The organism is Comamonas sp., assembly GCF_036666375.1.
Lineage (GTDB): Bacteria > Pseudomonadota > Gammaproteobacteria > Burkholderiales > Burkholderiaceae_C > Comamonas.
In genome coordinates, this window is the sequence record NZ_JAVWWA010000020.1 from 35,339 (window position 1) to 60,165 (window position 24,827).

Here is a 24,827-nt window from a genome sequence, read left to right on the forward strand (position 1 = left end):
CTTGGCTGGAGTACCGCGTCGCCTTCCGTTCGCGCTGAGCTGGTCGAAGCGCAGTACTGCCGCGTGCTGGGGGCCGGCTGTTCACCCTTCTATCTTTAGGCAGGCCGGCGATGACTTCGGTGAACATGCCGGGGTCGGCCGCGCCTGAGCCGGCCGCTCCTTAGCCGGCAGCTCTCTTTTCCTTGAAACCCAGGGCTGACTCGGCGGCGATTTCGTCAATCGGCAAACTGGCCTGCGGCCTTGATCACCGGCGCATAGCGCTGGGTTTCCTGTTCCAGCCAGGTTTGCAGGCCCTGGGGGCTGAGCTTGTCGTCGGCGGGAATGATGGCGCCCAGATCCGCCATGCGCTTGGCGACCTCGGGGTCCTTGAGCGCGGTCCTGAGCGCCGTGCCGAACTTGTCTATCGCTTCCTTGGGCGTGTTCTTTGGCGCATAGATGCCATGCCAGACCACCAGCTGAAAGCCCGCCAGGCCTTGCTCGGCCAGGGTCGGCGTGGCCGGCAGGGATTTGAGGCGCGAGGCGGTGGTCACGCCGTAGAGCTTGACGGAGTTGGCCTTGATGAACGGCGTGGTCGAGGTGGTCTGGTCGCACAGCAGGTCGACCTGGCCGCCGAGCAGCGCATTCATCGCGGGCCCCGTGCCCTGGAACGGCACGGACGTCAGGTCCACGCCCATGGCCTGGGTCAGCAGCATGCCGCACAGATGGGATACCGCGCCCAGGCCGGCATGCGCGAGGTTGAGCTTGTTGCCCTGGGCCTTGGCATAGGCCTGCAGTTCCCTGAAATCCTTGGCCGGCAAATCCTTGCGGCCGACCACGGTCATGGGCACGTCGATGACCTGGCTCACATAGTCGAAGTCGGCCAGCGGCTTGTAGTTGAGCTTGCGGTACAGCGCCGGCGCCGTCGCCATGCCGTTGTGGTGGATCAGAAAGGTATAGCCGTCGGGCTTGGCGCCCGCGGTATGGGCCGCGGCAATGGTGCCGCCCGCGCCCAGCTTGTTCTCCACGATCACCGTCTGGCCCAGCGTCCTGCCCATGGCCGCGGCCAGCGTGCGCGCCACCACGTCGGTCGGGCCGCCCGCGGAATAGGGAACGACCAGCGTGATGGGCTTGGCGGGATAGCTATCGGCCGCGGCCAGGCCGGCGCCGAGCAGGCCCAGCGAAAGGCAGGCCAGCGAAGTCACAGTGCGGGGGAATGAGGTCATTTTTGTCTCCTGGTTATATTTTTGTCAGATCGCGCCTTCGCGGCGCAGCGCGGCAATGCCGTCCTGCGACCAGCCCAGTTCGTGAAGAATGGCGTCGGCATGCTGGCCCAGGCCGGGAACGCCTTCCATGCGCGGCGTGTAGGCGTCGGTGCGCCCCGGCGGCAGCAGCGCGGCAATGGGCCCGGCGGGCGTGGCCACTTCGGTCCAGCGCCCGCGCGCCTGCAGCTGCGGGTGCGCCCACACATCGCGCATTTCGTTGACGGCGGCGTTGGCGATCTGCGCCGCCTCCAGCCGCTGCACCACCTGCTCGCTGGTCAGCGCCGCAAACGCCGCGACGATCAGCGCGCGCAGTTCGTCGCGCCGCGCGACGCGGCGCGAGTTCGAGGCAAAGCGCTCGTCGGCCGCCAGCGCGGGCTGCTCCAGCACCGAGGTGCAAAACGCCGCCCATTCGCGCTCGTTCTGCAGCCCCAGCATCACGTTGCGGCCGTCGCCCGCGGGAAACGGCCCGTAGGGATAGATGGTGGCGTGGGCCGCGCCGGCGCGCGGCGGCGGCGCCGCGCCCTCGTAGGCGTAGTACAGCGGATAGCCCATCCACTCGACCATGCTTTCCAGCATGGAAATATCGATGTGGCTGCCGACGCCGGTCTTGCCGCGCTGCATCAGTGCCGCCAGGATGTTGGTGTAGGCGTACATTCCGGCGGCGATATCGGCAATCGAGCAGCCGGCCTTGGCGGGCTCATCGGGCGAGCCGGTCACCGACAGAAAGCCCGACTCGCTCTGGATCAGCAGGTCATAGGCCTTCTTGTCGCGGTAGGGCCCGTCTTCGCCATAGCCCGAGATGTCGCAGACGATCAGCCGCGGGTGCCTGGCATGCAGCGCCTCGAACGACAGCCCCAGGCGCGCGGCCGCGCCGGGCGCGAGGTTCTGCACCAGCACGTCGGCGGTTTCCAGCAGCTGGGCCAGCACCTTCTGCGCGTCCGGGTGCTTGACGTCCAGCGTGAGGCTTTCCTTGGAACGGTTGGTCCAGACAAAGTGCGAGGCCATGCCCTGCACGCGCTCGTCGTAGGCGCGCGCGAAGTCGCCCGTGCCGGGGCGCTCGATCTTGATGACGCGCGCGCCCAGATCGGCCAGCTGGCGCGTGCAAAAAGGCGCGGCAATCGCATGTTCTAACGTGACGACGGTCACGCCGTCCAGAGGTCGGGTCATGGTGCGCTCCGGCGATCAATACGACTTGGGCAGGCCCAGCACATGCTCGGCGACGTAGCTGAACACCATGTTGGTGGAAATCGGCGCCACCTGGTACAGCCGCGTCTCGCGGAACTTGCGCTCTATGTCGTATTCGCAGGCAAAGCCGAAGCCGCCATGGGTCTGCAGGCAGACATTGGCCGCTTCCCACGAGGCCTTGGCCGCGAGGTGCTTGGCCATGTTGGCGGCCGCGCCCGCGTTCTGGTGGGCGTCGATCTTCTCGCAGGCCTTCCAGCGCATCAGATTGGCGGCTTCAAGCTCGATCAGCGCTTCGGCAATCGGGAACTGCACGCCCTGGTTCTGGCCTATCTTGCGGTTGAAGACCACGCGCTCGTTGGCGTACCTGGTCGCGCGATCGATGAACCAGTAGCCGTCGCCAATGCACTCGGCGGCAATCAGCGTGCGCTCGGCGTTCAGGCCATCGAGCAGCGTCTTGAAGCCCTGGCCTTCGGGACCCAGCAGGTTGTCCTCGGGAATCTCCAGGTTGTCGAAGAACAGTTCGTTGGTCTCGTGGTTGACCATGTTGAGGATGGGCTGCACCGTCATGCCATTGCCCGTGGCCTGCTTGACGTCGACCAGAAAGCAGCTCAGGCCCTCGGAGCGCTTGTGCACCTGCTCCAGCGGCGTGGTGCGCGCCAGCAGGATCATCATGTCGCTGTGCTGCACGCGCGAGATCCAGACCTTCTGGCCGTTGACCACCCAGCGGCCGTCCTTCTTCACGGCCATGGTCTTGAGCCGCGTGGTGTCGCTGCCGGTCGTAGGCTCGGTCACGGCCATCGACTGGATGCGCAGCTCGCCCGACGCGATGCGCGGCAGGTACTTCTGCTTTTGCGCGTCGGTGCCGCTGCGCACGATGGCGTTCATCACATACATCTGGCCGTGGCAGGCGCCCGAGTTGCCGCCCGAGCGGTTGATCTCCTCCATGATGACCGAGGCCTCGGCCATCGACAGGCCGGAGCCGCCGTATTCCTGCGGGATCAGCGCCGCCATCCAGCCGGCCTGGGTCAGCGCCTGCACGAACTCCTCGGGGTAGGCGCGCTGCTCGTCGATCTTGCGGAAGTACTCGTCGGGGTATTGCTGGCACAGCGCGCGCACGGCGTCGCGGATTTCCTGGTAGTCGTCGGTTTCGTGGAACATGATTTTTTCCTGGGGAGAGAAGCGGCCGTTCAGGCCAGCAGCGCCGTGGCGTCCATCGTCAGATGGCCGGCGGCGTCGCGCGACCACAGGGCCACGCTGCCATCGCCGTTGTCGCGCCCGCAGACGTCGAAAGGGGCGATGTCGCACAGCGGCTTGAGCGCGCGGAAAGTGAAATGCCTGACCTGCGCGCCGGGGCGCTCGCGCCGCAGCAGGTCCAGCAGCAGCGTGGCAATCAGCGGGCCGTGCACGATCAGCCCGGGATAGCCTTCGACCTGCGTCACATAGCGGCGGTCGTAGTGGATGCGGTGGCCGTTGAAGGTCAGCGCCGAGTAGCGAAACAGCAGCACGTCGTCGGCAACGATGCGCCGCTGCCATTGCGCATCGCTGGGCGCGGCTGCGTACTCGGGTGAAGGTTCGCCTTCGGCAGGCAGGTCGCGGTAGACGATGTTGTGCTGGTCGACGATGGCCAGCGCGCCGTCGGCGCGGATTTCATGGCGCACCTTGACGAAGACCAGCGGGCCGGTACGGCCTTCCTTGAGCTTCACGTCCTCGATGCGCGACAGGCGCTCTATCGCCTGGCCGGCGCGCAGCGGCGCGTGGAATTCGATCTGGCTGCCGGCCCACATGCGCCGCGGCAGCGGCACCGGGGGCAGAAAACCGCCGCGCCGCGGATGGCCGTCGGGGCCGATCTCGGACTGGCGCGCCACGGGCAGGAAGTACAGCCAGTGCCAGCAGGGCGGAACGGGGTCGCCGTGTGCCGGCGCGTCATCGCGGTCCAGCGTGGCCGTCAGCGCGCGCAGCGGCGCCAGCGTTACGGTGTCGGCCATCGTCTCGGTGTGGCCCGTCCAGCTGCGCAGATGGTCGATATCGAGTGTCATCTTTGTCTCCTTGGAAGCTGCATTGTGCGAAGCCCAGCGATATATGTGAAATACTTATTGAACCTATGCGATATATGCAAAACAACTAGCCAAACAGGAGCCTCGATGGAACTTCGACAACTGCGCTACTTCATCGGTGTGAGCGAGGCCGGCAGCCTGCTCAAGGCCTCGGGCCGGCTGCATGTGGCCCAGCCCGCGCTGGGCCAGCAGATCACCGCGCTCGAGGACGAAGTCGGCGCGCAGCTGTTCGAGCGTTCCAGCCGCGGCGTGGCGCTGACCGAAGCCGGGCGCATCTTCCTGGAACATGCGCGCGTGGTGCTGCTTGATGCCGAGCGCGCGAAAATGGCGGTGCGCGAGGCCACGTCCGTGCCGCAGGGAGAAGTCGCGCTGGGTCTCACGACCACCGTGGCGCTGGCGGCGATCATGCCGATTCTTGCGGCCTGCCGCGCCGAGCTGCCGCAGGTGCGGCTCAAGCTGGTCGAGGCCTACAGCGGCTTTCTGCGCGAACGGCTGCAGTCGGGCCAGCTCGATCTGGCGCTGATGTACGGGGATGGCGTGGACTCGGGCCTGTTCAAGCGGCCGCTGCTCGACGACCAGCTGGTGTTCATCACCAGCGCGGCCAACACCCAGCTGCCGGCCCGGATTCCATTGAAGGCCCTGGGCGAATGGCCGCTGGTGCTGCCGGGGCGCGAACATGCGCTGCGGCGCATGATCGACGACGCCTGCGCGCCGCAGAAGATAGCGCTGGACATCGTCGCCGAGATCGAGTCGCTGAGCAGCGTCAAGCTCGCGGCCGAAGCCAATATCGGCAGCACCATTTTGCCGCTGGGCTCGGTGGCCGAGGAAGTAGCGGCCAACCGCCTGCGCATTGCCACCATAGACAGCCCGCTGATGCGCCGGCGTGTGGTCTGCGCCACCAATGCTGCGCGGCCCACGTCGGTGGCCTGCGCGGCCGTGACCGAACTCACGCAGCGCGTGCTGCGCCAGATGGTGGAGTCGGGCGCCTGGCCCGCGCAGTGGGTGGGCGCGGCGGCCGCGCCCGCTTCATCTGCGGCGCGCCCGCCAGGCAAGCGCTAGCGAAGTGGATGGTTTATTCGCAGCGACGCCATGCTGCTGCAGGTATAAATAGGAAAAAATTAGGACCTACCACCCATGCGGCTTGCCACGTTCATAGAAACGGCCCACGTCCAGATCCTGGCGGAGGCGATTGCGTTTGCAAAGACTATTCCCGCCCTGGAGCACACCAGCGAAAAAGCCTTGCGCGACCATCTTCCGGAAGTGCTCGAAGCCATTTCCGCGGACCTGAGGACCTCGCAGACGAGGGCCGCGTCGATTCTCAAGTCACATGGCAAGGCCACTCCAGGCACGTCCCAGACCTCGGCACAGACGCATGGGCTGACGCGTGCGCAGGACGGAATCAACATCGAGCAGCTGATTGCGGAGTTCAGGGCCTTGCGCGCGAGCATTCTCAGGCTGTGGGCCGAGGCCTATCCTATGGGACCGGATGCCTTCGAAGACATCACCCGATTCAACGAGGCAATCGATCAGGCCGTGGCCGAATCGGTGAAGTTCCATGCGGACGAGCGCGAACGCTGGCGGCAAATCTTTCTGGGCATCGTGGGCCACGACCTGCGCGGTCCGCTGCACACCATTTCCTTGACGACGGCACTCATGCGCCAGCAAGGCAGCGCTCCCGTCCAGCAGACGGCGCTGCTCACGCGCGGCATAGAACGCATGACAGGGCTGCTCAACACGCTGCTGGAGTACAGCCGGTCGAACCTGGGCGGCGACATGCCGTTGCAAAGGGAGCCCGTCGATCTGGCCGTGGTGTGCGCCGATGAACTCGATCTGCAGCGCGCCGCCTACCCCGATGCGCGCATTGAATACAGGGTGCAGGGCAATGCCGAAGGCGTGTTCGACGCATCCTGGCTGAGACAGGCGATTGGCAATCTGGTGACGAATGCCATCAAGCACGGCGACGCGGGCGCTGCGGTCAGCGTGGAGGTCGAGGGCGACACGGCCTGCGTGCGGGTATCGGTGGAGAATGCCGGCGAGTTGCCGCCCGATGAGATCGAACAGCTGTTCGAGCCCTTGCGCCGCGGGCGCAGCGGCTCGGCCCGGGTGGACCGCAGCCACCTGGGCCTGGGCCTTTTCATTGTCCGGCAGGTCACCACCGCCCATGGCGGCACGATCAAGGGCACAAGCAGCGCGCACAGGGTGCGGTTCACGATCGAAGTGCCTAAATGCTGAGACCGGCTGCAGCCCACCGAGGAGTACCTCGTCGCGCTGATCGATGCCTGCGCCCCGCCTCCTCCTGACGCAGGCCAGGCTCAGCCGCCAAGCCGCTGCTGGACCATGCGGGTGAGGGCATCGAGATCCACGGGCTTGCTCATGCAGCGATCAAAGCTGCCATTGCCCATGGCTTGCTCGAGCCGCTCCAGGTTTCCGGACAAGGCAATCAACAGGGGGGCGGCGCCGGGGTACAGGGATCGCAAGCGCTGGGCCAGCGCTTCGCCATCCATCTCCGGCATTTCCATGTCCAGCAGCGCTACATCCGGGCGCTGCCGGGTGGCGCTGTCGATGGCTTGCGGGCCGGCATAGTTGACCAAGACAGCCGTATCGGGAAAGTTCATCTTCATGACCAGACCCAGAACGTCTGCGGAGTCCACATGGTCGTCCACTATCAGGATCATCGTTGGGGTCGTCATTGGTGGCCTTCAGCGTCAGCATGTACAGGGAATCCGAAAGAGGATGAATTACGATGCGACGCGCCACAACTGCAGCAACGGCCCCAAACAGACACTGGACGCAGCCATCGCCTTTGCGCGCACAATCCCCGCCTTGCAAAACACCGGTAGGAATGCGCTCCGGGTCATTTGCCCGAAGTGCTCCAAGCCATTTCAGCCGACCTGAAAACCGCCGGGGGTAGGACGCAGGCTATTGCCAGGTCCCCCGCAGACGCTTTCCCCCTGTCATCACAGACCCCGGCGCAAGCCCCTGCGCCAGGCCGCGGGCGATCAGTCGCGCTTGAGCCCACCTATCGACTGGATCACCGCGCGCCATTTTTCGGTCTCGGTCCTGACCAGCGTGGTCAGCGCTTCGGGCGTGGAGCCCACGGGGGTGGCGCTCAGGTCCTTCAACCTGGCCTGCACGTCGGGCAGCGCGACCACGGCCTGCAGCGCCAGGCTCAGCTCCTCGACCAGGGGCCGCGGCATGCCCGCCGGGCCGAAGATCGCATTCCAGGTCCAGGTTTCATAGCCGGCAACGCCCGATTCGGCGAGGGTGGGAATCTCGGGAAACGAGGCCACGCGTTCGCGCGTGGTCACGCCCAGCGTGCGCACCGCGCCGGCGCGGATATGCGCGGCCGCGCCGGTGAGCACGTCAAACAGGATGGGAATATGCCCGGCCACGAGATCGGCCATGGCCGGGCCGCCGCCCTTGTAGGGCACATGGCCCATCTCCAGCCCCGCCATGGACTTGAGCAGCTCGCCCGACAGATGCGGCGGCGTGCCCACGCCCGAGGTGCCGTAGCTGAACTTGCCGGGCTGGGACTTGACCAGCGCGATCAGCTCCTGCACATTCCTGGCCTTGACCGAGGGGTGGACCAGCAGCACATTGGGCACGGTGGCGATCAGCGAGATCGGCGTGAAGCCGGTCTGGGCGTTGTACGGCAGCTGGGCCATGGACAGCGGATTGATCACATGCGTGGCAATCGTGCCCATCAGCAGCGTATGGCCGTCGGGCGCGGCGCGCGCGACCTTGGCCGCGCCAATGGTGGCGCCGCCCCCACCGATGTTCTCGACGACCACGGTGCGCTGTATGCGCTCACCGAGCTTTTGCGCCACCAGGCGCGAGACCACGTCGGTGGCGCCGCCCGCGGCAAACGGCACGACCAGGGTGATGTTGCCCTTGGGCAGCGTTGAGGCGGCGGGCTGGGCCAGGGCCGGCCTGATGGCCAGGCCCAGCAGGGACGATGCGCTGGCCTGCAGCAGCAGGCGGCGAGAGGAACGGTGCATGGCTTGTCTCCATTGGGGTTGAGGCAAGAGCGTTCTGTGCGCTCTTTGCCGGGGGAAAACGCTGTGCCGGGTCTTGGGCAATCTCCGCCTAGCGCAGCACGAACGGATTGCCCGTGACCGCGCCGCTGTTGATCCATACCGTCTTGGTCTGCAGGTATTCGCGGATCGCGTCGCTGCCGTTCTCGCGGCCCAGGCCCGAGTCCTTGTAGCCGCCGAACGGCGCCATGAAGCTCACCGCGCGGTAGGTGTTGATCCACACCGTGCCCGCCTGCAGCCGCTCGGACATGCGCAGCGCGCGCGCAATGTCGCCGGTCCAGACCGCGGCCGCCAGGCCGAAGCGCACGCCGTTGGCAATGCGCAGCGCGTCGGCTTCGTCCTGGAAGCGGATCACCGACAGCACCGGGCCGAAGACTTCCTCCTGCGCGATGCGCATGTCGTTGCGCACGCCGGTGAAGATCGTCGGCTGCACGAACCAGCCCTTGCCGCAGCCGGGCGCCTCGCCCTTGGCGCCGCCAAGCACCGCGGTCGCGCCTTCGCTGCGCGCGATGGCTATGTAGTCAAGCACCTTGCGGTATTGCGGCTCGGTGGTGATGGGGCCGACCTGGGTGTCGGGGTGCATGGGGTCGCCCATGCGCGCGCTGCGCGCCACGGCCAGCAGCTTCTCGACAAAGGCGTCGTGGATGCTGTCCTGCACCAGCAGGCGCGAGCCCGCGATGCAGGTCTGGCCGGTGGCGGCAAAGATGCCCGAGATCGCGCCGAACACCGCCTGGTCGAGGTCGGCATCCGCAAACACGATGTTGGGCGACTTGCCGCCCAGCTCCATGGCCGTGTGCTTGAGCAATCGGGCGGCCTGCTCGTTGATCAGCCGGCCCGTGGCGTCCGAGCCCGTGAAGCTGATCTTGCTGACCAGCGGGTGCTCGACCAGCGGCGTGCCCACTTCCTGGCCAAAGCCCGTGACCACGTTGAACACGCCCGGCGGAAAGCCCGCTTCCTCGAACAGCTCGGCCAGCTCCAGCGTAGACGCCGAAGTGAACTCCGAGGGCTTGACGACCACGGTGCAGCCCGCGGCCAGCGCCGGCGCGATCTTCCAGGCCAGCAGCAGCAGCGGCGAGTTCCAGGGAGTGATCGCCGCGACCACGCCCACGGGTTCGTTGCGGGTGAAGGCGAAATAGCCTTTCTTGTCCAGCGGCAGCGTGCTGCCCTGCACCTTGTCGGCCAGGCCGCCGTAGTAATAGAACCATTGCGGCAGGTAGTTGAGCTGGGCGCTCATTTCGGCAAACAGCTTGCCGTTGTCGCGCACTTCAGTGGCAGCCAGCTTGGCGGCGTCGCGCGCAATCAGATCGCCCAGCGTGCGCAGCAGCGCGCCGCGCTGGGTCGCCGTGAGCTCGGCCCAGGGGCCGGTGGTGAGCGCCGCATGCGCGGCCTGCACCGCGGCATCGACATCGCGCGCATCGCCGCGCGGGATCTCGGCCCAGGTTTCCCCGGTGTAGGGGTTCTGGCTCGCAAACCAGGCGCCGCCCTGGGGCGCGCAGGCCTGGCCGTTGATGCGCAGTGAATAGCGTTGCATGGGGAACTCGCAAAAAAGAAGAACAGGCGGCGCCCGGCGCGCCAGGCGCCGGACACGGGGCTCAGAAAGGCTTCAGACCCAGGGCCGCGCGAAAGCGGTTCTTGATGTAGGGGCCGTCGCGCGGCGGCAAGGCGCGCTCGGGCTCGTCGGCCGCGATGAACACCTGCACGAAACGCGTTCCCTGGCGCGCATTGATGCCCTGGGCGATCTCGGCGCTGGCCGCCGTGCTGTCGACCGAGAACGCGTCGGCGATGCCGAAGCCCTTGGCCACGGCCACCAGGTCGGTGCCCAGGCTCGAATGGCTTTGCTGCATGCCGGTCTCGCCGAAGTGGCCGTTGTCCAGCACCACGATGGTCAGGTTACTGGGCTGCTTGGCGGCAATCGTCGCCAGGCTGCCAATGCCCATCAGCTGCTCGCCGTCGCCGGTGATCACCACCACCGGCTTGTCGGGCTGGGCCAGCGCCAGGCCCAGGCCCAGCGAAGTCGCGCCGCCCATGGCGCCCCAGAGGTAGTAGTTCTTGTCGCGGTCGCCGCTGGCAAACACGTCATAGGACGCCGAGCCCAGGCCGGAGACGATCAGCGCTTCGGGCGTGGCCGCGATCAGCTGGGCCACGAAGGCGCGGCGGTCGGCGCGCGCTGTCAATTGCTTGCGGTTCATCACTTGCGCTCCCACTTCTTGCGGCCAATCAGTTCCTGTCCCAGCAGCACGGCCACCTTGGCGCCGGCTTCGAACGCGGCGTCAAAGCCGGCGCTGACGATTTCCTCGACTTCCTCGGGCTTGGAGGCGCGCAGCACCTGTATGCCCATCAATTCGAGCGCGGCCTGCGTGGCCTGGCCCATGGGGCTTTGCCAGGGGTTGAACTCGGCGTACTCGCCGCGCATGGTCACCAGCGTGAAGAACGGCAGGTCGGCCGACTGCAGCAGCGAGAACATGTTCACGCAGTTGCCCACGCCGCTGCTTTGCATCAGCAGCACCGCGCGCTGGCCGCCGAGCCAGGCGCCGCTGCACAGCGCAACGCCCTCTTCTTCCGTGGTCAGCACCACGTCGGTGATGTCGGGATCGGCAATGGCGCTGCGTATCACATGCGAGTGGCCGGCGTCGGGCACATAGGCGATCTGCTGCACACCGCCGGCCTTGAGAACATTGAAGACGGCTTTTTGCCAGTCAGGCGCCGTATCCGGGTGGGAGTTCATGGGAAGTGCTTGAAGTGGTTGGAATATGGAAATAATAAAATCTGATGACAAGCAATCTCAAATAGAATTTCAGCATTCCACAATCACGCTTTCTGATGGGACATACGCCATGGACTTGAAGCAGCTGCGCGCCTTTCTGACGGTGGCCGAGACCGGCAACGTGACGCGCGCGGCCGAGCTGCTGCACCTGGTGCAGCCCGCGGTCTCGCGCCAGATCCGCTTGCTCGAGGAAGACATGGGCACGCCGCTGTTCGAGCGCGAGCGCCACGGCATGGCGCTGACCGAGGCCGGCCAGGCGCTGGTCGGCTATGCGCGCCGCGCGCTGCTGGAACTCGACCGCGCGCGCGCCGAACTCAGCGGCCGCAGTGCGGGCGGCCTGAGCGGTCTGGTGACGCTGGGACTGCTGCCCAGCACCGTCGACCTGCTGTCCAGCGCCCTGGTCTCGGCCGTGGCCGCCGCCCATCCGGGCATACGCGTGCGCATTGCCGTGGGCTATGCGGGCACCTTGATGCAATGGCTGGCCTCGGGCGAAGTCGACGCCGCCCTGCTCTACGGCGCCGAGCGCTCGCCCGACATCCAGACCACGCCGCTGGTCGAGGAAGCGCTGTGGGTCATAGGCCCGCCGCACAGCGCGCTGCAGCCCGATAGGCCCGTCGCCCTGGCGGAGCTGGCCGCGCAGCGCATGGTGCTGCCGAGCGCGCCGCACGGGCTGCGCACGCTGGTCGAGCATGCCTGCGTGCTTGCCGGCGTCACGCTGCAGCTGTCGGCCGAGACCAATGCGCTGAGCGTGCAGCGCAGCCTGGTGCTGGGCGGCCATGGCCTGACCATCCTGCCGCCGATTGCCGTGGCCGACGACCTGCGCGAGGGCAAGCTCAAGGGCGCGCCGCTGGCCGCTCCCGGAATCCGCCGCACCATCGTTCTGGCCCTGCCGCTGCACCGGCCCACGCCGCGCCATGTGCGCTGCGCCATCGATCTGCTGGTGCAGCAGGCGCGCCTGACCATAGACGCGGGCGACTGGCCCGAGGGACAGTGGCTGGGAGCGTGAAGGCTGCGCGCGGCTTCAGCCCGTCAGCGCCGCGCAGAACGTGCGGATCGCCGTGCAGGCACGCCGCAGCGACGCATCATCGAGCGCATAGGCAATGCGGATGTACGGGCCCAGACCAAAGGCGCTGCCATGCACGGTGGCCACGCCCGCTTCATCGAGCAGCGCGTTGACCACATCCTCGTCGCTGTGCAGCGTGGTGCCGGCCGGCGTGGTCTTGCCCAGCAGGCCGGCGCAGGCAGCAAACGCATAGAACGCGCCCTGGGGCACGGCGCAGTGCAGGCCCGGTGCCTGGTTCAGCAGCTCGACCACCATGTCGCGCCGGCGCTGGAACACCGCGCGGGACTCGCGGACGAAGTCCTGCGGCCCGGTCAGCGCGGCCAGCGCCGCATGCTGGGAAATCGTGCAGGCACCCGAGGTCTGCTGGCCTTGCAGCTTTTCCATGGCCTCGATCAGCCAGCGCGGCCCGGTGCCGAAACCTATGCGCCAGCCGGTCATGGCATAGGCCTTGGAGACGCCGTTCATGGTCAGCACGCGCGGCTGCAGGCGCGGCTCGACCTGGGCCAGCGTGAAGAATTCCAGGCCGTCGAAGATCAGGTGCTCGTAGATGTCGTCGCTGAGCACCAGCACCTGGGGATGGGCCAGCAGCACCTCGGCCAGCGCCTGCAGCTCGGCACGGCTGTAGACCGCTCCCGTGGGGTTGGACGGTGAATTCAGTATCAGCCAGCGCGTGCGCGGCGTGATCGCCGCGGCCAGCGCCCGCGGCGTGAGCTTGAAGCCGCTGGCGGCGCCGCAGGCCACGGTGATGGCCCGGCCGCCGCACAGCTGCACGATTTCCGGGTAGCTGACCCAGTACGGCGCGGGCACGATGACTTCGTCGCCTGCGTTGAGCGTCGCCGCCAGCGCGTTGAAGATCACCTGCTTGCCGCCGCTGCACACCAGCGTGTCGCGCCAGTCGACGCCCAGGCCGTTCTCGCGCGCGAACTTGGCGGCAATCGCCTCGCGCAGCGCACGCAGGCCGGCCACCTGGGTGTAGCGCGTCTGGCCGGCCTCGATGGCGGCAATGCCGGCCGCGCGCACATGAGCCGGGGTGTCGAAGTCGGGCTCGCCCGCGCTCAGCGAGATCACCGCGTGGCCGGCGGCGCGGCGCGCCGCGACGCGGTCCATCACCTGGTAGGTGGCCGAGGGCCGGGCATCGGCCAGGAAGCGGTTCAGGGTGCGCTGCGCGCGGTGGGCGTCGTCATGCATTGCGGCTCTCCTGCGCGGTGGCGATGGCCTCGAATTCCTTGTCGTGCATGACTTCGGCCACCGAGCGGCCGGCGCGCACCGCGGCCACCATGCCGTCCTGGCGGCGCGCAATGCGCTCGGCCATGTCGAGCACTTCCTCGATGCGGGCCGCGGGCACGAACACCGTGCCGCAGCGGTCGGCAATCACGTAGTCGTCCTCATGCACGGTGACGCCGGCCATCTGCACCGGGCGGCCCGAATCGATCTGGATCACGCGGTTGCGCGCGCTGATCATGGTCACGCCGCGGCCATAGACCGGGTAGCCGACCGACTCGCTGCCCTCGATGTCGCGGCTCAGGCCGTCGATCACCGAGCCGCGCACCTTCCTTGCCACGGCCGCGTTGGCCAGGATGTCGCCCCAGCAGGAAATGCCCTCGGCGCCGCCGGCAATCACCAGCACGCGCTCGTCGCTGGTCACGGCGTCTATCACCGGCGAGATCAGATGCACGGTCGGCTTGGCTTGCCGCTTGGGGCCTAGCTGTATGGTCGAGGCGCGGCCGACTATCTTCGGGCAGTCCCACAGCGGGCGCAGGCCGTAGGTGGCGCCGGCCAGGCCGAGGAAATCCAGCGCATCGGAGACAGTGTTGGTGTCGAAGACCGCAAGGCGCTCGAGAATGGAATGTGAAGACATGTTGGAGGTCTCGTGAAAGAACCCCTGCATGGTCTGGCCCGCGCACTGATATGTAAATTCCGAACTTACTATGGCTGTGATACAAAAATCGGATCAGCGCTAAGATGGCGCACCCGCCCCTTCAAGGAGTCCGCGCATGACCAGGACCATAGACTTTCGCCTGATACGCCAGCTGTGGATGTTCCTGGCGGTCGCCGAGGAGCAGCACTTCGGGCGCGCCGCGCAGCGGCTCAACATGTCGCAGCCGCCGCTGACCGAACAGATCAAGGTGCTGGAGCAGTCGCTCAAGCTGCAGCTGTTCGAGCGCTCGCGCCGCGGCACCCAGCTCAGCGCCGCGGGCGCGGCGCTGCTGCCCGCGGTGCGCCAGTTCGTCGGGCAGGCCGAGCAGCTCGAACGCGTGGTGCGCGAAGTCGCGGCCGGCCAGTCCGGCGTGCTGCATGTGGGCGCTATCACTTCGGCCATGCTTGACGCCGTGCCGCCGCTGCTGGCCGCATTGAAAAGCCGCCACCCGCAGCTCACCACCTTCGTCAAGGAGATCGACAGTGTGGACGCCGTGCCGGCGCTCGAAGCCGGCGAGATCGACCTGGCATTTGTGCGGCTCGACGGTGAAATCAGCGGCGATATCGCCACGTTGCCACTGGCCGAAGACCGGCTGGCGGTGGCCCTGCACAGGGACCACGCGCTGGCCGCCAAGTCGCGCATACGCCTGAAGGCGCTCGATACCGAGCAGCTCGTGATGTCGTCGCGCCAGGTCAGTCCGGTGTATTTCGATCTGCTGACCAGCATCTGCCGCAGCCATGGATTCGCGCCGCGTGTGGTCCACGAGGTGCGCTCGGTGACCTCGCAGATTGCCTACGTGAGCTGCGGCCAGGGCGTCGCGCTGGTGCCCGCGGCCATGCGCAAGCTCGCCCCCGAGAACGTGGTTGTCAGGCCGCTGCACGAAAAGATCATGGTCGTGACCGCGGCCGCAGTCTGGAACACCCGGCGCCACCATCCCATGGTCGATGAAGCCATTGCCTGGCTGCGGGCCCGGCCGCCGAGAGCGCCGGCGCGCCGCGGCTGATCAAGCCGGCGGCGCCGGCACCTGCTCGCCCAGCTTGGCCAGAAACGCCGCCACCAGCGGATGGGCCGGCCCGGCCTTGCGCACCGCCAGCACCTGGCTTTGCTGCGGCAGGTCCGCGATCGGCACAAAGCACAGGTCGGTGCGATTGTTCGCGGCCACGCTGCGCCCGACGATGGTCGTGCCCAGGCCCGCGGCCACCAGGCCCAGCGCCGTGTGTATCTCCTTGGCTTCATGGCCGACCTGCACGCGCGCGCCGGCCTGGGCCAGGATGCTCAGCACCTGGCGCGAGAAGTGGGCGTTGGCCACCTTGGGATAGCTCACATACGGCAGCGCCTCGAGATCGGCGGCCACCAGCGCCGCGCGCCGCGCCAGCGGATGCTGGGCCGGCAGCGCCGCGACCAGCGGGTCGTCAAACAGCTCGGTGTAGTGCAGATCGGGCTCGCGCGGGAAGGCGCCCAGGCTGCGCGCAATCCCCAGGTGGATGGCGCCGCTGCGCAGCGCCGCGGGCTGCTCCTCGGTGAGTATCTCCAGCAATTCGACGCGCACGTCGGGATAGGCCGACTGCATTGCGCGCACGGCTTCGGGCAGGATGGAAAAGATCGTCGAGCGCGTGAAGCCTATGCCCAGCCAGCCCAGCTTGCCGGCCGCCATGCCCTTGGCCTCGAACTCCAGCCGGCTGCTGGCCAGCAGCAGCTCGCGCGCCTTGGGGTAGACAAACTCGCCCAGCGGCGTGAGCTTCATCGGCCGGCTCGCGCGGTCGAGCAGCGCGCCGCCCAGCTGGGTCTCCAGCTGGCTGATCTGCATGCTGATTGCCGTGGGTGCGACAAACAGCTTCTCGGCCGCGGCGCGGGCGTTGCCGGCCTCGACGACTTCACAGAAATAGCGCAGCTGTCTTAGATTCATAATTTCTGAATATTAATTCAAAATTCAGCAATTGCATTCAGATATTCAGTGCTTCATGATCCTGTTTCATGAACACCGACATCACCCAAGCCGACTGGTTTGAACAGGCCAAGACCCTGTCGACGGCCGAAATCTCCGACGCGCTGGACGCCTTGAAGCTGCCCGGCAGCGCGTTCGGCATACAACCCATTGCCGGTCCGGCCAAGCTGTTCGGCCTGGCCTTCACCGTGCGCTTCGCGCCCATAGACCGCGCCGCGCCCGGCACCGTGGGCGACTTCATCGACACGCTGCAGCCCGGCACCGTGGCCGTGCTCGACAACGGCGGGCGCCTGGACTGCACGGTCTGGGGCGGCATTCTGAGCCAGCTGGCGGCGCACAAGGGCCTGGCGGGCACGGTGGTGCACGGCGTATGCCGCGACACCGCCGAGGCCGACGCTGCGGGCTATCCGCTGTACGCCAACGGCCGCTTCATGCGCACCGGCAAGGACCGGGTGCAGGTCGAAGCCTATGAGCAGCCGGTGTCGCTGGGCGATGTGCGCGTATGTCCCGGCGACCTGATCGTCGGCGACGCCGACGGCATCGTGGTGGTGGCGCGTGCGCGGCTGCAGGAAGTGCTGCAAAAGGCCTTGGCGACACGCGTGGTAGAGGAGCAGATTCTCGCCAGCGCCCTGGCCGGCACGCCGCTGACCGAGGCGCGCAAGCAGTTCAACTACCACAGCCTGCAGCGCGCGGCCGACTCACCGCTCAACGCCTGAAAAGCCCGAGCCCAGACCATAAAAAACAGGAGACAAACCCGTGCGCATTCTTTCAACCCTTGCCGCCTGCGCGGCGCTGGCCGCAGCTTGCGGCGCGGCCAACGCCCAGGCCGCCTACCCCTGCAACACCGTCAAGCTGGTTTCGCCGTATCCGCCCGGCGGCACCACCGACCTGCTGGCGCGGCTGATACAGCCGGGCCTGTCCAAGGAACTGGGCACGGTGGTGATTGTCGAGAACAAGGCCGGCGCCAGCAGCAACATCGGCACCGAACAGGTGGCGCTGGCCGCGCCCGACGGCTGCACGCTGCTGCTGGGCAACAACACCGGCGTGGCGATCAACCGCAACCTCTACAAGCTGCGCGTCGATCCGGTCAAGGGCCTGGCGCCCATAGGCCAGGTGGCCTCGGTGCCGCTGGTGCTCTATGTGAATGCCAACGTGCCGGCGCAAAGCCTGCAGCAGCTCGTGGAGCTGGTGAAGAAGAACCCCGGCAAGTTCAGCTATGCCTCGGGCGGCAGCGGCAGCCCGCAGCATCTGATGGGCGAGCTGCTCAAGCTCGAGCAGAACATCGATGTCGTGCACATTCCGTACAAGGGCCAGGGCCCGGCCATGCAGGACGTGGTCTCGGGCCAGGTGCAGATGGCGTTCGAGACCACCTCGGTGATCGTGCCGCAGCTCGCCTCGGGCCGGGTGCGGGCCCTGGCCACCACCAGCGCCCAGCGCGCCAAGAGCCTGCCCAACGTGCCGACCATGAAGGAGCTGGGCATGGCCGATTTCGTGACCGAGAACTGGTACGGCCTGTTCGCGCCGGCCAAAACCCCGCCGGCGCTGGTGCAGCGCCTGGGCCAGGCGCTCGACACCGTGCTTGACGCCAAGGAGGTGCGCGCCAGCCTGGAAAAAATGGGCTCCACCGACAGCCGCGGAACGCCCGAAAGCTTCACCCGATTCATCGCCCAGGAGCTGCCGCTGTGGGAATCCGTGGTCAAGCGCTCGGGCGCCAAGGCCGACTGAGCCCGACACCCTAGAGGAAAGATCCCATGATAGGACTTCGCATTCTCCAGCGCCGCCGCGCCGTCGACCTCGCGCTCGCGCGCCAGTTCCTCGACGTGCCCGTGGCCAATGTCAGCGACTGCATGGCGCGCATGACGGCCGCAGGCCCGCGCCTGCGTCCCATGCACCGCAGCGCGCGCATGGCCGGCCCGGCGCTGACCATCAAGACCCGGCCCGGCGACAACCTCATGATCCACAAGGCGCTGCAGCTGGCCGTGCCCGGCGACATCATCGTCGTCGACGGCGGCGGCGACCTGACCAATGCGCTGATCGGCGAGATCATGACCGGCGACGCCATGCGGCAAAAGCTCGGCGGCATCGTCATCAACGGCGCCATCCGCGACGCCGACTGGATCGCCGAGCGCGACTTTCCGGTGTTTGCCGCCGGCGTCACGCACCGCGGCCCCTACAAGGACGGCCCCGGCGAGATCAATGTGCCGATTGCGATTGACGGCATGGTGATCGAGCCCGGCGATCTGGTGATAGGCGACGGCGACGGCCTGCTGTGCGTGCCGTTCGACCAGGTCGAAACCCTGCTGGCCGCGGCGCGCGCCAAGCAGGAAGTCGAAGCCCGCATGGTCGCCGACATCGAAGCCGGCACGCTGGACCGCGCCTGGGTCGATGCAACGCTCACGCGGCTGAACTGCTTCATCGAGCGCTGAGCGCCCGCGCCCTTCAAGGGGCCGCGGCCGCGTCCAGCTGCTGCAGTATCTCGCCGCGCAGCTGCAGCAGAGGCGCGCACAGCTCCTCGGCCACCTGGGCCAGGGGCTCGGCCGTGGACAGGCTGCAGTTGAGCACATAGACCGCGTCGGCCGTGACCAGCGGCGTGGCCAGCGCCACCACCTCGGGCTGCCAGGCCGCGGCGCAAAAGCCGCGCGCCGCCACCGACTGCGCCGCCCGGGCGATTTCCTCCTGCAGCGCCGGCCACTGCGCCGCGCGCCGCTGCGCAAAGCGCGCCAGCAGCGCTTCGCGCCTGGCCTGGGGCGCGACCGCGAGATAGGCGCGCCCCAGGGATGTCAGCTCCATGGGCACGCGCTGGCCCGAAACCACATGCCGCAGCACGATGCGCCGGCTGTAGCGTATCGACTCCAGATAGACCATTTCATCGCGGTCGGGGCAGGCCAGGCCCACATTGATCCTGCGGCCTTCGGCCAGCGCGCGCATGCGCGGCGCGGCCACCGACAGCACGCTCGAGCCAGTGCGCATCGCATGCGCCAGGCTCAGCACCGCGGGCGCCAGGCGATAGGCGCGGCTTTGCTGATCGACCTGCAGCATGCCCGCGCCCACCAGCGTCTGCGTCAGCCGGCTCACCGTGGCCTTGGACAGCCCCGTGCGCTCGACCAGATCGCCGTTGCCCAGCAGCTCGGAGCCCGGCCGGAAGGCGCGCAGTATCTCTATGCCGCGCTCCAGCGAGCGGTTCGCGGGCGACTGTCCGGGCTTGTCATGCAGGATTTCTGAGCGGGCCGGGTCCATGGGCGTCCTTGGCGGCAAAACAAGCGGTCATTCTCGCACGCCAGCGGCGCCCGCAATTCCACCTGTTGGAACTGGCGGGGTCACAAAACAGCCTGCTTCCCCTAAGCTGGCGCAGACCGGCATCGGCAAAGGATGCAGGCGTGGCACAACAGATTCGGTCCAGCACCGCAAGAAAACCAGGAGACAGACATGCTTCATTCCATCGCCCGCCGCGGCGCGAGATCACTGGCCTTCATCACCGCCCTCATGGGCGCGGCCGGCTGCGCCTTGGCGGCCTTTCCCGACAAGCCGGTGCGCATGGTCGTGCCGTTCGCGCCCGGCGGCGGCACCGACCTGATCGCGCGCACGCTGGGCGCGGAGATGGGCAAGGACCTGGGCCAGCCGGTGATCGTGGAGAACAAGCCCGGCGCGGGCACCATGATAGGCACCGACAACATCGCCAAGAGCGCGCCCGACGGCTACTCGCTGGTCGTGGCCTCGTTTGCGCATGCAACCAACCCCGCGCTGCAGCCCAAGCTGCCCTACGGCAGCAACAAGGCGTTTGCGCCCGTGGTGCTGATAGGGCGCGGTCCCAACGTGCTGGTGGTGCGCAGCGAGAGCCCGTACAAGAGCCTGGCCGACGTGCTGGCCGCGGCCCGGGCCCAGCCCGACAAGCTGACCTATGCCTCGCAGGGCGCGGGCACTTCGGCGCACCTGGCCGGCGAACTGTTCGCCAACCTGGCCAAGGTCAAGCTGACCCATGTGCCCTACCGCGGCGCGGGCCCGGCGCTGACCGATCTCATGGGCGGACAGGTCGACATGATGTTTGCCACCGCCGCCGCGGTCTCGACCTTCATCGGCAATGACGGCGCGCCGAGCAAGCTGCGCGCGCTGGGCGTGACCACGCTCGAGCCTTCGGCGGCGTTCAAGGGCGTGCCGGCCATTGCCGCCAGCGTTCCCGGCTACCGCGTCGAGAGCTGGTACGGGCTGTACGTGCCCGCGGGCACGCCCGCCGCCGTCATCGACCGGCTCAACGCCGCGGCGCGCAAGGCCGCGCGCGCGCCCGACTTCGTGCGCAAGCTCGAACACGAAGGCCTGGTGATCAACGCCGGCCCGCCCGCGGAACTCGACGCCTATGTGCAGGCCGAGGAAAAGCGCTGGGCGCAGATCGTCAAGGACAACAACATCAAGCCCGACTGATGGCGGCTGCGGCCGTCGCCCCTGGAAAACACCATGAACTACTCCCTGATCCAACTGCAGGTCACCGACGCGGTGGCCACCATCACGCTGAACCGGCCCGACAAGCGCAACGCCATGAGCGACGACATGCGCACCGAGTTCATTGACGCGCTCGAGCGCGTCGCGGCCGACAAGGCCGTCAAGGCCCTGGTGCTCACCGGCGCGGGCAAGGGCTTTTGCGCGGGCGGCGACATTGCCGGCATGCAACAGCGCATGAACGCGCCCGCGGGCGAAGTCGGCTTCAACGGCTGGCAGCGCCAGCAGCGCGTGCACCATGTGCAGGCCCTGCTGCACACCATGCCCAAGCCGGTGATTGCCGCCGTCAACGGCGCGGCTTCGGGCCTGGGCGCGGACACCGCGCTGGCCTGCGACTTCGTCATCGCCAGCGAATGGGCCAGCTTTGCCTGGAGCTATGTGCTGCGCGGCATCATTCCCGACGGCGGCGGCATGTACTTCCTGCCGCGCCGCGTGGGCCTGGCCAGGGCCAAGGAGCTGATCTTCACGGGCCGCCAGGTCAAGCTCGACGAAGCGCTGGCGCTGGGCATTGTCGACCGCAAGGCCGGCGCCGAGACGCTGCTCGCCGACGCCCAGGCCTGGGCGCGGGAGCTTTCGGCCGCATCGGCGACGGCGCTGGCGCTGACCAAGACCATTCTCAACCAGAGCTTCGAGCTGTCGTCGCACGACGTCTTTGCCCAGGGCAGCCAGGCCCAGGGCATCTGCTACACCAGCAGCGAGCACCGCGCGTCGGTCGAGGCCTTTCTCGCCAAGACCGCCGCCAAGGAGTGATGCCATGAACCACGCCATCGCCAAGCTGCTGTCGCCGCGCAGCGTCGCCGTCATCGGCGCCTCGGCCGATCCGCGCAAGACCGCGGGCCGGCCCGTGGCCTATCTGCGCAAGCACGGCTTTGCCGGCCGCATCCTGCCCGTGAACCCCAAGGTCGCGGAGATCGACGGCCTGCCCTGCTACGCCGACATCGCTTCACTGCCCGAAGTGCCCGATGTCGCCGTGGTACTGCTGGGCGCCGAGCGCGCCCACCAGGCGGTGAAGGAGCTGGCCGCGCGCGGCTGCGCCGCCGCCATCGTGCTCGCCAGCGGCTATACCGAGACCGGCGCCGACGGCGCGCGCCGCCAGCAGCAGCTGATCGAGGCCGCGGGCAGCATGCGCCTGCTGGGCCCCAACACCATCGGCCTGGTCAATCTCACCGACCGCATCGTGCTGTCGCCCTCGGGCGCGCTGGAAATGGACGAGTTTCCCGTGGGCAGCATAGGCGTGGTGTCGCAAAGCGGCGGCATCCTGGGCTCGCTGCTGTCGCGCGCCGCGGCGCGCGGCATAGGGCTGTCAAAGCTGATCTCCACCAGCAACGAAGTCGATCTGGAACTGGCCGACTTCATAGCCCACCTGGCCGACGACCCGGCAACCAAGGTCATCGCGCTGTATGTGGAGACGGTGCGCAATCCCGAGAAATTCCGCGCCGCCTGCCTCAAGGCGGCGCGCGCCGGCAAGCCCGTGGTGGCGTTCAAGATCGGCCGCTCCGAGGCCGGCGCCCAGGCCGCGGTCTCGCACACCGGCGCCATGGCCGGCGCCGACCGCATGTACGACGCGCTGTTCCGCCAGGTGGGCGTGATACGCGCGCAGAGCTTTGCCGATCTGCTGGACATTCCCGCGGCGCTGGCCACGGGCCGCGTGCTGCGCGGCCGGCGCGTCGCCATCCTGACTTCCACCGGCGGCGCCGGCACGCTGGTCTCCGACGACCTGGGCGTGGCCGGCTTCGAGACGCCGGCGCCCGACGCGGCCACGGCCGATGCGCTGCGCGCGCTGCAGACCGGCAGCGAAGCCGTGCTGGACCGCAACCCCATCGATGTGACGCTGGCCGGACTGCGCCCCGACCTGCTGCGCGGCGCGATCACCGCGCTGCTCGCCAGCCCCAGCTACGACGCGCTGATCATCATTGTCGGCTCGTCCAGCCTGGCCATGCCCGAACTGCTGGCCGGCGCCATCCAGGACTGCCTGCCGCATTCCGACAAGCCGGTGCTGGCCTATGTGAGCCCGCATGCGCCCGAGATCGGCGCGCTGCTGACGCAGCGCGGCGTGCCGGCGTTTGCCGCGGCCGAAAGCTGCAGCGCGGCGCTGGCCGGCATGCTGCGCCTGCGCGGCTTCGAAGCCGCGGCAGCGGCCGAGCCCAGGGCGCCCGTCGAGACCGGCGTGCTGCCCAGCGGCTCGCTGGACGAAGCCCAGGCCAAGGCCTTGTTCAGCCGTTTCGGCCTGCCTTGCGCTGCCGAGCGCGTGGTGCGCACGGCCGACGAAGCCGTCGCCGCGGCGCGCGAACTGGGCGGGCGCGTGGTGCTCAAGATCCTGTCGGCGCAGATCACGCACAAGAGCGATGTCGGCGGCGTGGCCGTGGGCCTCACGCCCGAGACCATTGGCGCGCGGCTCACGCAGATGGCCGGCGAGGTGGAGGTCAAGGCCGGGGTGCAGGTGGGGCAGTTCCTGGTGCAGCAGATGGTGGCCGGCGGCACCGAGCTGATCCTGGGCCTGCACCGCGACGCGCTGGGCACGGCCGTGCTGCTGGGCATGGGCGGCGTCACGGCCGAGCTGTTCCAGGACACCACGCTGCGACTGCTGCCCAGCGACGGCGGCAGGCTGCAGCCGCTGACCCGCGCCGATGCGCTGGCCATGGCGCGCGAACTCAAGACCTGGCCGCTGCTTGACGGCTTTCGCGGCCGGCCCCAGGCCGATGTGGCGGCGCTGATCGACGCCATCGTCGCCTTCTCGGCCATGGCCGCGCAGCTGGGCGAGCGCGTGCTCGAAGCCGAGATCAACCCGCTGTTCGTGCTGCCCGCGGGCCAGGGCGTGCGCGCGGCCGACGGCGTGCTGGTGCTGGCATGAGCGGCGCCCTGCATGCCACCGAAGTGTTCGGCCAATACGCCGAACGCTATTCCCAGGCCGCGCTGCCCGAGGCCGTGATCCACCACGCCAAGCGCGCGCTGATCGACTGGTACGCGGCGCTGTTTCCCGGGCTCGCGGCCGCGCCCCTGGCCCAGCTCGAGCAGGTGCTGGCCGAAGACCTGGGCCACGGACGCGCGCGCCTGGGCAATGGCCGCGCGGCCACGGCCCGGGCCGCGGCGCTGTACAACGGCACGGCGGCGCATGCGGCCGAGATCGACGACAGCTTTCGCGACGCCATGTACCACCCCGGCGCCGCGACCATTGCCGCGGCCCTGGCCGCAAGCCAGCAGGCCGGCGCCAGCGGCCTGGACTTCCTGCGCGCGCTGGTGCTGGGCTATGAAGTCTCGACGCGCATAGGCGTGGTGCTGGGCCGCGCGCACTACCGCTTCTGGCACAACACCGGCACCGTGGGCGCGTTTGGCGCCGCGGCCGCGGCGGGCGGCGCGCTGCGCCTGGACGCCGCGCCCTTTGCGCATGCGCTGGCCACGGCCGCGACCTTCACCGCCGGCTTGCAGCAGGCGTTTCGCAGCGACTCGATGTCCAAGCCGCTGCATGCGGGCCGCGCCGCCGAGGCCGGCCTGATAGCGGCGCAGCTCGCCCAGCGCGGCGTCACGGGATCGCTGGATGTGCTGGACGGCGAAGCCGGCCTGGGCCGCGCCATGAGCGACGGCCCCGATTGGTCGCAGGTCGGCGCCACGCTGGGCCGCGACTTCCACATCACGCGCCTGACGTTCAAGAACCACGTGGGCTGCGGCCACACCTTTGCCGCCATCGACGCGGTGCTGGCGCTGCGCGCCCGGCATGGCCTGCGCGCGCCGGACATCCGCGCCATCCATGTCGCCACCTACCGCCCGGCGCTGGACATCGCCTGCTACGACCAGCCGCGCACGGCCAACGAAGCCCGCTTCAGCCTGCGCTTTGTCGTGGCCACCGCGCTGCTGCATGGCAGCGTGCGCCTGGGTGCCTACACGCCCGAACGCCTGGCCGACGCCGAACTGCGCGCGCTCACGGCGCGCGTCAGCGTGGCGGTTGACCCCGCAATCGACGCCGCCTTTCCCGGCCGGCGCGCGGCGCGCGTGGAAATCACCACCCATGACGGCCGCCACCTGGTCTGGCTGCAGCCCGACCGCAAGGGCGACCCCGAGCTGCCGCTGTCGGACAGCGAGCTGGAACACAAGTTCCTCGAACTCGCCACGCCGGTGATAGGCGCGGGCCCGGCAA

The 24,827-nt window shown here is 68.4% G+C and carries 24 protein-coding genes; 11 read left to right on the plus strand and 13 right to left on the minus strand.

Features of this window, described 5'->3' with window-relative positions:
• Window positions 1–215 precede the first annotated feature (215 nt).
• The 4 genes from RR928_RS07435 to RR928_RS07450 are packed head-to-tail and all read right to left on the minus strand — an operon-like array spanning window position 216 to window position 4,462.
• On the minus strand, window positions 216–1,202 hold the full coding sequence (locus tag RR928_RS07435) for a tripartite tricarboxylate transporter substrate-binding protein (protein WP_332681997.1): 987 nt from the start codon (window positions 1,200–1,202) through the stop codon (window positions 216–218).
• 24 nt (window positions 1,203–1,226) lie between these two features.
• A complete protein-coding gene (locus RR928_RS07440; protein WP_332681999.1) occupies window positions 1,227–2,408 on the minus strand; it encodes a CaiB/BaiF CoA transferase family protein in 1,182 nt (393 codons plus the stop codon).
• Between the two features lie 15 nt (window positions 2,409–2,423).
• Window positions 2,424–3,584, minus strand: coding sequence for an acyl-CoA dehydrogenase family protein (locus tag RR928_RS07445; protein ID WP_332682001.1), 1,161 nt, complete (start codon window positions 3,582–3,584; stop codon window positions 2,424–2,426).
• Window positions 3,585–3,613: 29 nt separating this feature from the next.
• Window positions 3,614–4,462, minus strand: a complete 849-nt coding sequence (locus tag RR928_RS07450; RefSeq protein ID WP_332682003.1) for an FAS1-like dehydratase domain-containing protein — start codon at window positions 4,460–4,462, stop codon at window positions 3,614–3,616.
• Window positions 4,463–4,567: 105 nt separating this feature from the next.
• On the opposite strand from RR928_RS07450, the gene RR928_RS07455 reads away from it, so the two are divergent.
• Together RR928_RS07455 and RR928_RS07460 are read left to right on the plus strand one after the other, a co-directional pair.
• The gene (locus RR928_RS07455) at window positions 4,568–5,539 is read left to right on the plus strand and encodes a LysR substrate-binding domain-containing protein (protein ID WP_332538740.1); all 972 of its coding nucleotides are present in this window, start codon (window positions 4,568–4,570) and stop codon (window positions 5,537–5,539) included.
• A 75-nt stretch (window positions 5,540–5,614) separates the two neighbouring features.
• Window positions 5,615–6,712, plus strand: coding sequence for a sensor histidine kinase (locus tag RR928_RS07460; protein WP_332547833.1), 1,098 nt, complete (start codon window positions 5,615–5,617; stop codon window positions 6,710–6,712).
• Between the two features lie 80 nt (window positions 6,713–6,792).
• Here RR928_RS07460 and RR928_RS07465 read toward each other — a convergent pair whose 3' ends face one another.
• The 5 genes from RR928_RS07465 to RR928_RS07485 form a co-directional block, all read right to left on the minus strand.
• The gene (locus tag RR928_RS07465) at window positions 6,793–7,170 is read right to left on the minus strand and encodes a response regulator (RefSeq protein WP_332538737.1); all 378 of its coding nucleotides are present in this window, start codon (window positions 7,168–7,170) and stop codon (window positions 6,793–6,795) included.
• A 309-nt stretch (window positions 7,171–7,479) separates the two neighbouring features.
• Window positions 7,480–8,478, minus strand: a complete 999-nt coding sequence (locus tag RR928_RS07470; RefSeq protein WP_332682005.1) for a Bug family tripartite tricarboxylate transporter substrate binding protein — start codon at window positions 8,476–8,478, stop codon at window positions 7,480–7,482.
• 88 nt (window positions 8,479–8,566) lie between these two features.
• Complete coding sequence (locus RR928_RS07475; protein ID WP_332538734.1) at window positions 8,567–10,045, minus strand: aldehyde dehydrogenase; 1,479 nt, start codon at window positions 10,043–10,045, stop codon at window positions 8,567–8,569.
• A gap of 61 nt (window positions 10,046–10,106) precedes the next feature.
• Window positions 10,107–10,703 (minus strand): thiamine pyrophosphate-dependent enzyme, encoded by a 597-nt coding sequence (locus tag RR928_RS07480; protein WP_332538733.1) that lies wholly within the window; start codon window positions 10,701–10,703, stop codon window positions 10,107–10,109.
• Entirely contained in the window at window positions 10,703–11,239 is a 537-nt protein-coding gene (locus tag RR928_RS07485; protein ID WP_332538731.1) for a phosphonopyruvate decarboxylase, read from the minus strand. The genes RR928_RS07480 and RR928_RS07485 overlap by 1 nt, the downstream gene beginning before the upstream one ends.
• A 109-nt stretch (window positions 11,240–11,348) precedes the next feature.
• Between RR928_RS07485 and RR928_RS07490 the strand changes: the two genes are divergently transcribed.
• A complete protein-coding gene (locus RR928_RS07490) occupies window positions 11,349–12,284 on the plus strand; it encodes a LysR family transcriptional regulator (protein ID WP_332538730.1) in 936 nt (311 codons plus the stop codon).
• A 15-nt stretch (window positions 12,285–12,299) separates the two neighbouring features.
• Here RR928_RS07490 and RR928_RS07495 read toward each other — a convergent pair whose 3' ends face one another.
• Together RR928_RS07495 and RR928_RS07500 are read right to left on the minus strand one after the other, a co-directional pair.
• Window positions 12,300–13,529, minus strand: a complete 1,230-nt coding sequence (locus tag RR928_RS07495; RefSeq protein ID WP_332682008.1) for a pyridoxal phosphate-dependent aminotransferase — start codon at window positions 13,527–13,529, stop codon at window positions 12,300–12,302.
• Entirely contained in the window at window positions 13,522–14,199 is a 678-nt protein-coding gene (locus tag RR928_RS07500; protein ID WP_332682011.1) for an RraA family protein, read from the minus strand. The genes RR928_RS07495 and RR928_RS07500 overlap by 8 nt, the downstream gene beginning before the upstream one ends.
• A 136-nt stretch (window positions 14,200–14,335) precedes the next feature.
• Here RR928_RS07500 and RR928_RS07505 point away from each other — a divergent pair, with 136 nt between their 5' ends.
• Window positions 14,336–15,262, plus strand: a complete 927-nt coding sequence (locus tag RR928_RS07505; protein ID WP_332682013.1) for a LysR substrate-binding domain-containing protein — start codon at window positions 14,336–14,338, stop codon at window positions 15,260–15,262.
• On the opposite strand, the gene RR928_RS07510 is transcribed toward RR928_RS07505, so the two are convergent.
• The gene (locus RR928_RS07510) at window positions 15,263–16,165 is read right to left on the minus strand and encodes a LysR family transcriptional regulator (RefSeq protein ID WP_332538727.1); all 903 of its coding nucleotides are present in this window, start codon (window positions 16,163–16,165) and stop codon (window positions 15,263–15,265) included.
• Window positions 16,166–16,233: 68 nt separating this feature from the next.
• Between RR928_RS07510 and RR928_RS07515 the strand changes: the two genes are divergently transcribed.
• From RR928_RS07515 to RR928_RS07525, 3 genes are read left to right on the plus strand one after another with little or no spacing between them, the layout of a single operon-like run.
• Window positions 16,234–16,920, plus strand: coding sequence for an RraA family protein (locus tag RR928_RS07515; protein ID WP_332538725.1), 687 nt, complete (start codon window positions 16,234–16,236; stop codon window positions 16,918–16,920).
• 40 nt (window positions 16,921–16,960) lie between these two features.
• Window positions 16,961–17,929, plus strand: coding sequence for a Bug family tripartite tricarboxylate transporter substrate binding protein (locus RR928_RS07520; RefSeq protein WP_332538724.1), 969 nt, complete (start codon window positions 16,961–16,963; stop codon window positions 17,927–17,929).
• Between the two features lie 26 nt (window positions 17,930–17,955).
• Window positions 17,956–18,630 carry an RraA family protein gene (locus tag RR928_RS07525; protein WP_332682016.1) on the plus strand — a complete coding sequence of 225 codons (675 nt, stop codon included), beginning with the start codon at window positions 17,956–17,958 and terminating at the stop codon, window positions 18,628–18,630.
• A gap of 13 nt (window positions 18,631–18,643) precedes the next feature.
• Here RR928_RS07525 and RR928_RS07530 read toward each other — a convergent pair whose 3' ends face one another.
• Window positions 18,644–19,441 carry an IclR family transcriptional regulator gene (locus RR928_RS07530; protein ID WP_332538722.1) on the minus strand — a complete coding sequence of 266 codons (798 nt, stop codon included), beginning with the start codon at window positions 19,439–19,441 and terminating at the stop codon, window positions 18,644–18,646.
• 189 nt (window positions 19,442–19,630) lie between these two features.
• Between RR928_RS07530 and RR928_RS07535 the strand changes: the two genes are divergently transcribed.
• The 4 genes from RR928_RS07535 to RR928_RS07550 all read left to right on the plus strand — a co-directional run.
• A complete protein-coding gene (locus tag RR928_RS07535; RefSeq protein ID WP_332538720.1) occupies window positions 19,631–20,620 on the plus strand; it encodes a tripartite tricarboxylate transporter substrate binding protein in 990 nt (329 codons plus the stop codon).
• Between the two features lie 33 nt (window positions 20,621–20,653).
• Complete coding sequence (locus tag RR928_RS07540; RefSeq protein ID WP_332682019.1) at window positions 20,654–21,445, plus strand: enoyl-CoA hydratase/isomerase family protein; 792 nt, start codon at window positions 20,654–20,656, stop codon at window positions 21,443–21,445.
• A gap of 4 nt (window positions 21,446–21,449) precedes the next feature.
• On the plus strand, window positions 21,450–23,546 hold the full coding sequence (locus RR928_RS07545) for an acetate--CoA ligase family protein (RefSeq protein ID WP_332682021.1): 2,097 nt from the start codon (window positions 21,450–21,452) through the stop codon (window positions 23,544–23,546).
• An 8-nt stretch (window positions 23,547–23,554) separates the two neighbouring features.
• A partial coding sequence (locus RR928_RS07550; protein WP_332682025.1) for an MmgE/PrpD family protein occupies window positions 23,555–24,827 on the plus strand: 1,273 nt, incomplete at its 3' end.

Coding starts and splice junctions, on each gene's coding strand:
- RR928_RS07440 (WP_332681999.1), bottom strand. CDS start 2,408: ATGACCCGACCTCTGGACGGCGTGACCGTCGTCACGTTAGAACATGCG.
- RR928_RS07510 (WP_332538727.1), bottom strand. CDS start 16,165: ATGAATCTAAGACAGCTGCGCTATTTCTGTGAAGTCGTCGAGGCCGGC.
- RR928_RS07545 (WP_332682021.1), top strand. CDS start 21,450: ATGAACCACGCCATCGCCAAGCTGCTGTCGCCGCGCAGCGTCGCCGTC.
- RR928_RS07525 (WP_332682016.1), top strand. CDS start 17,956: ATGATAGGACTTCGCATTCTCCAGCGCCGCCGCGCCGTCGACCTCGCG.
- RR928_RS07505 (WP_332682013.1), top strand. CDS start 14,336: ATGACCAGGACCATAGACTTTCGCCTGATACGCCAGCTGTGGATGTTC.
- RR928_RS07515 (WP_332538725.1), top strand. CDS start 16,234: ATGAACACCGACATCACCCAAGCCGACTGGTTTGAACAGGCCAAGACC.
- RR928_RS07465 (WP_332538737.1), bottom strand. CDS start 7,170: ATGACGACCCCAACGATGATCCTGATAGTGGACGACCATGTGGACTCC.
- RR928_RS07490 (WP_332538730.1), top strand. CDS start 11,349: ATGGACTTGAAGCAGCTGCGCGCCTTTCTGACGGTGGCCGAGACCGGC.
- RR928_RS07450 (WP_332682003.1), bottom strand. CDS start 4,462: ATGACACTCGATATCGACCATCTGCGCAGCTGGACGGGCCACACCGAG.
- RR928_RS07530 (WP_332538722.1), bottom strand. CDS start 19,441: ATGGACCCGGCCCGCTCAGAAATCCTGCATGACAAGCCCGGACAGTCG.
- RR928_RS07475 (WP_332538734.1), bottom strand. CDS start 10,045: ATGCAACGCTATTCACTGCGCATCAACGGCCAGGCCTGCGCGCCCCAG.
- RR928_RS07535 (WP_332538720.1), top strand. CDS start 19,631: ATGCTTCATTCCATCGCCCGCCGCGGCGCGAGATCACTGGCCTTCATC.
- RR928_RS07500 (WP_332682011.1), bottom strand. CDS start 14,199: ATGTCTTCACATTCCATTCTCGAGCGCCTTGCGGTCTTCGACACCAAC.
- RR928_RS07435 (WP_332681997.1), bottom strand. CDS start 1,202: ATGACCTCATTCCCCCGCACTGTGACTTCGCTGGCCTGCCTTTCGCTG.
- RR928_RS07445 (WP_332682001.1), bottom strand. CDS start 3,584: ATGTTCCACGAAACCGACGACTACCAGGAAATCCGCGACGCCGTGCGC.
- RR928_RS07495 (WP_332682008.1), bottom strand. CDS start 13,529: ATGCATGACGACGCCCACCGCGCGCAGCGCACCCTGAACCGCTTCCTG.
- RR928_RS07460 (WP_332547833.1), top strand. CDS start 5,615: ATGCGGCTTGCCACGTTCATAGAAACGGCCCACGTCCAGATCCTGGCG.
- RR928_RS07485 (WP_332538731.1), bottom strand. CDS start 11,239: ATGAACTCCCACCCGGATACGGCGCCTGACTGGCAAAAAGCCGTCTTC.
- RR928_RS07540 (WP_332682019.1), top strand. CDS start 20,654: ATGAACTACTCCCTGATCCAACTGCAGGTCACCGACGCGGTGGCCACC.
- RR928_RS07470 (WP_332682005.1), bottom strand. CDS start 8,478: ATGCACCGTTCCTCTCGCCGCCTGCTGCTGCAGGCCAGCGCATCGTCC.
- RR928_RS07480 (WP_332538733.1), bottom strand. CDS start 10,703: ATGAACCGCAAGCAATTGACAGCGCGCGCCGACCGCCGCGCCTTCGTG.
- RR928_RS07455 (WP_332538740.1), top strand. CDS start 4,568: ATGGAACTTCGACAACTGCGCTACTTCATCGGTGTGAGCGAGGCCGGC.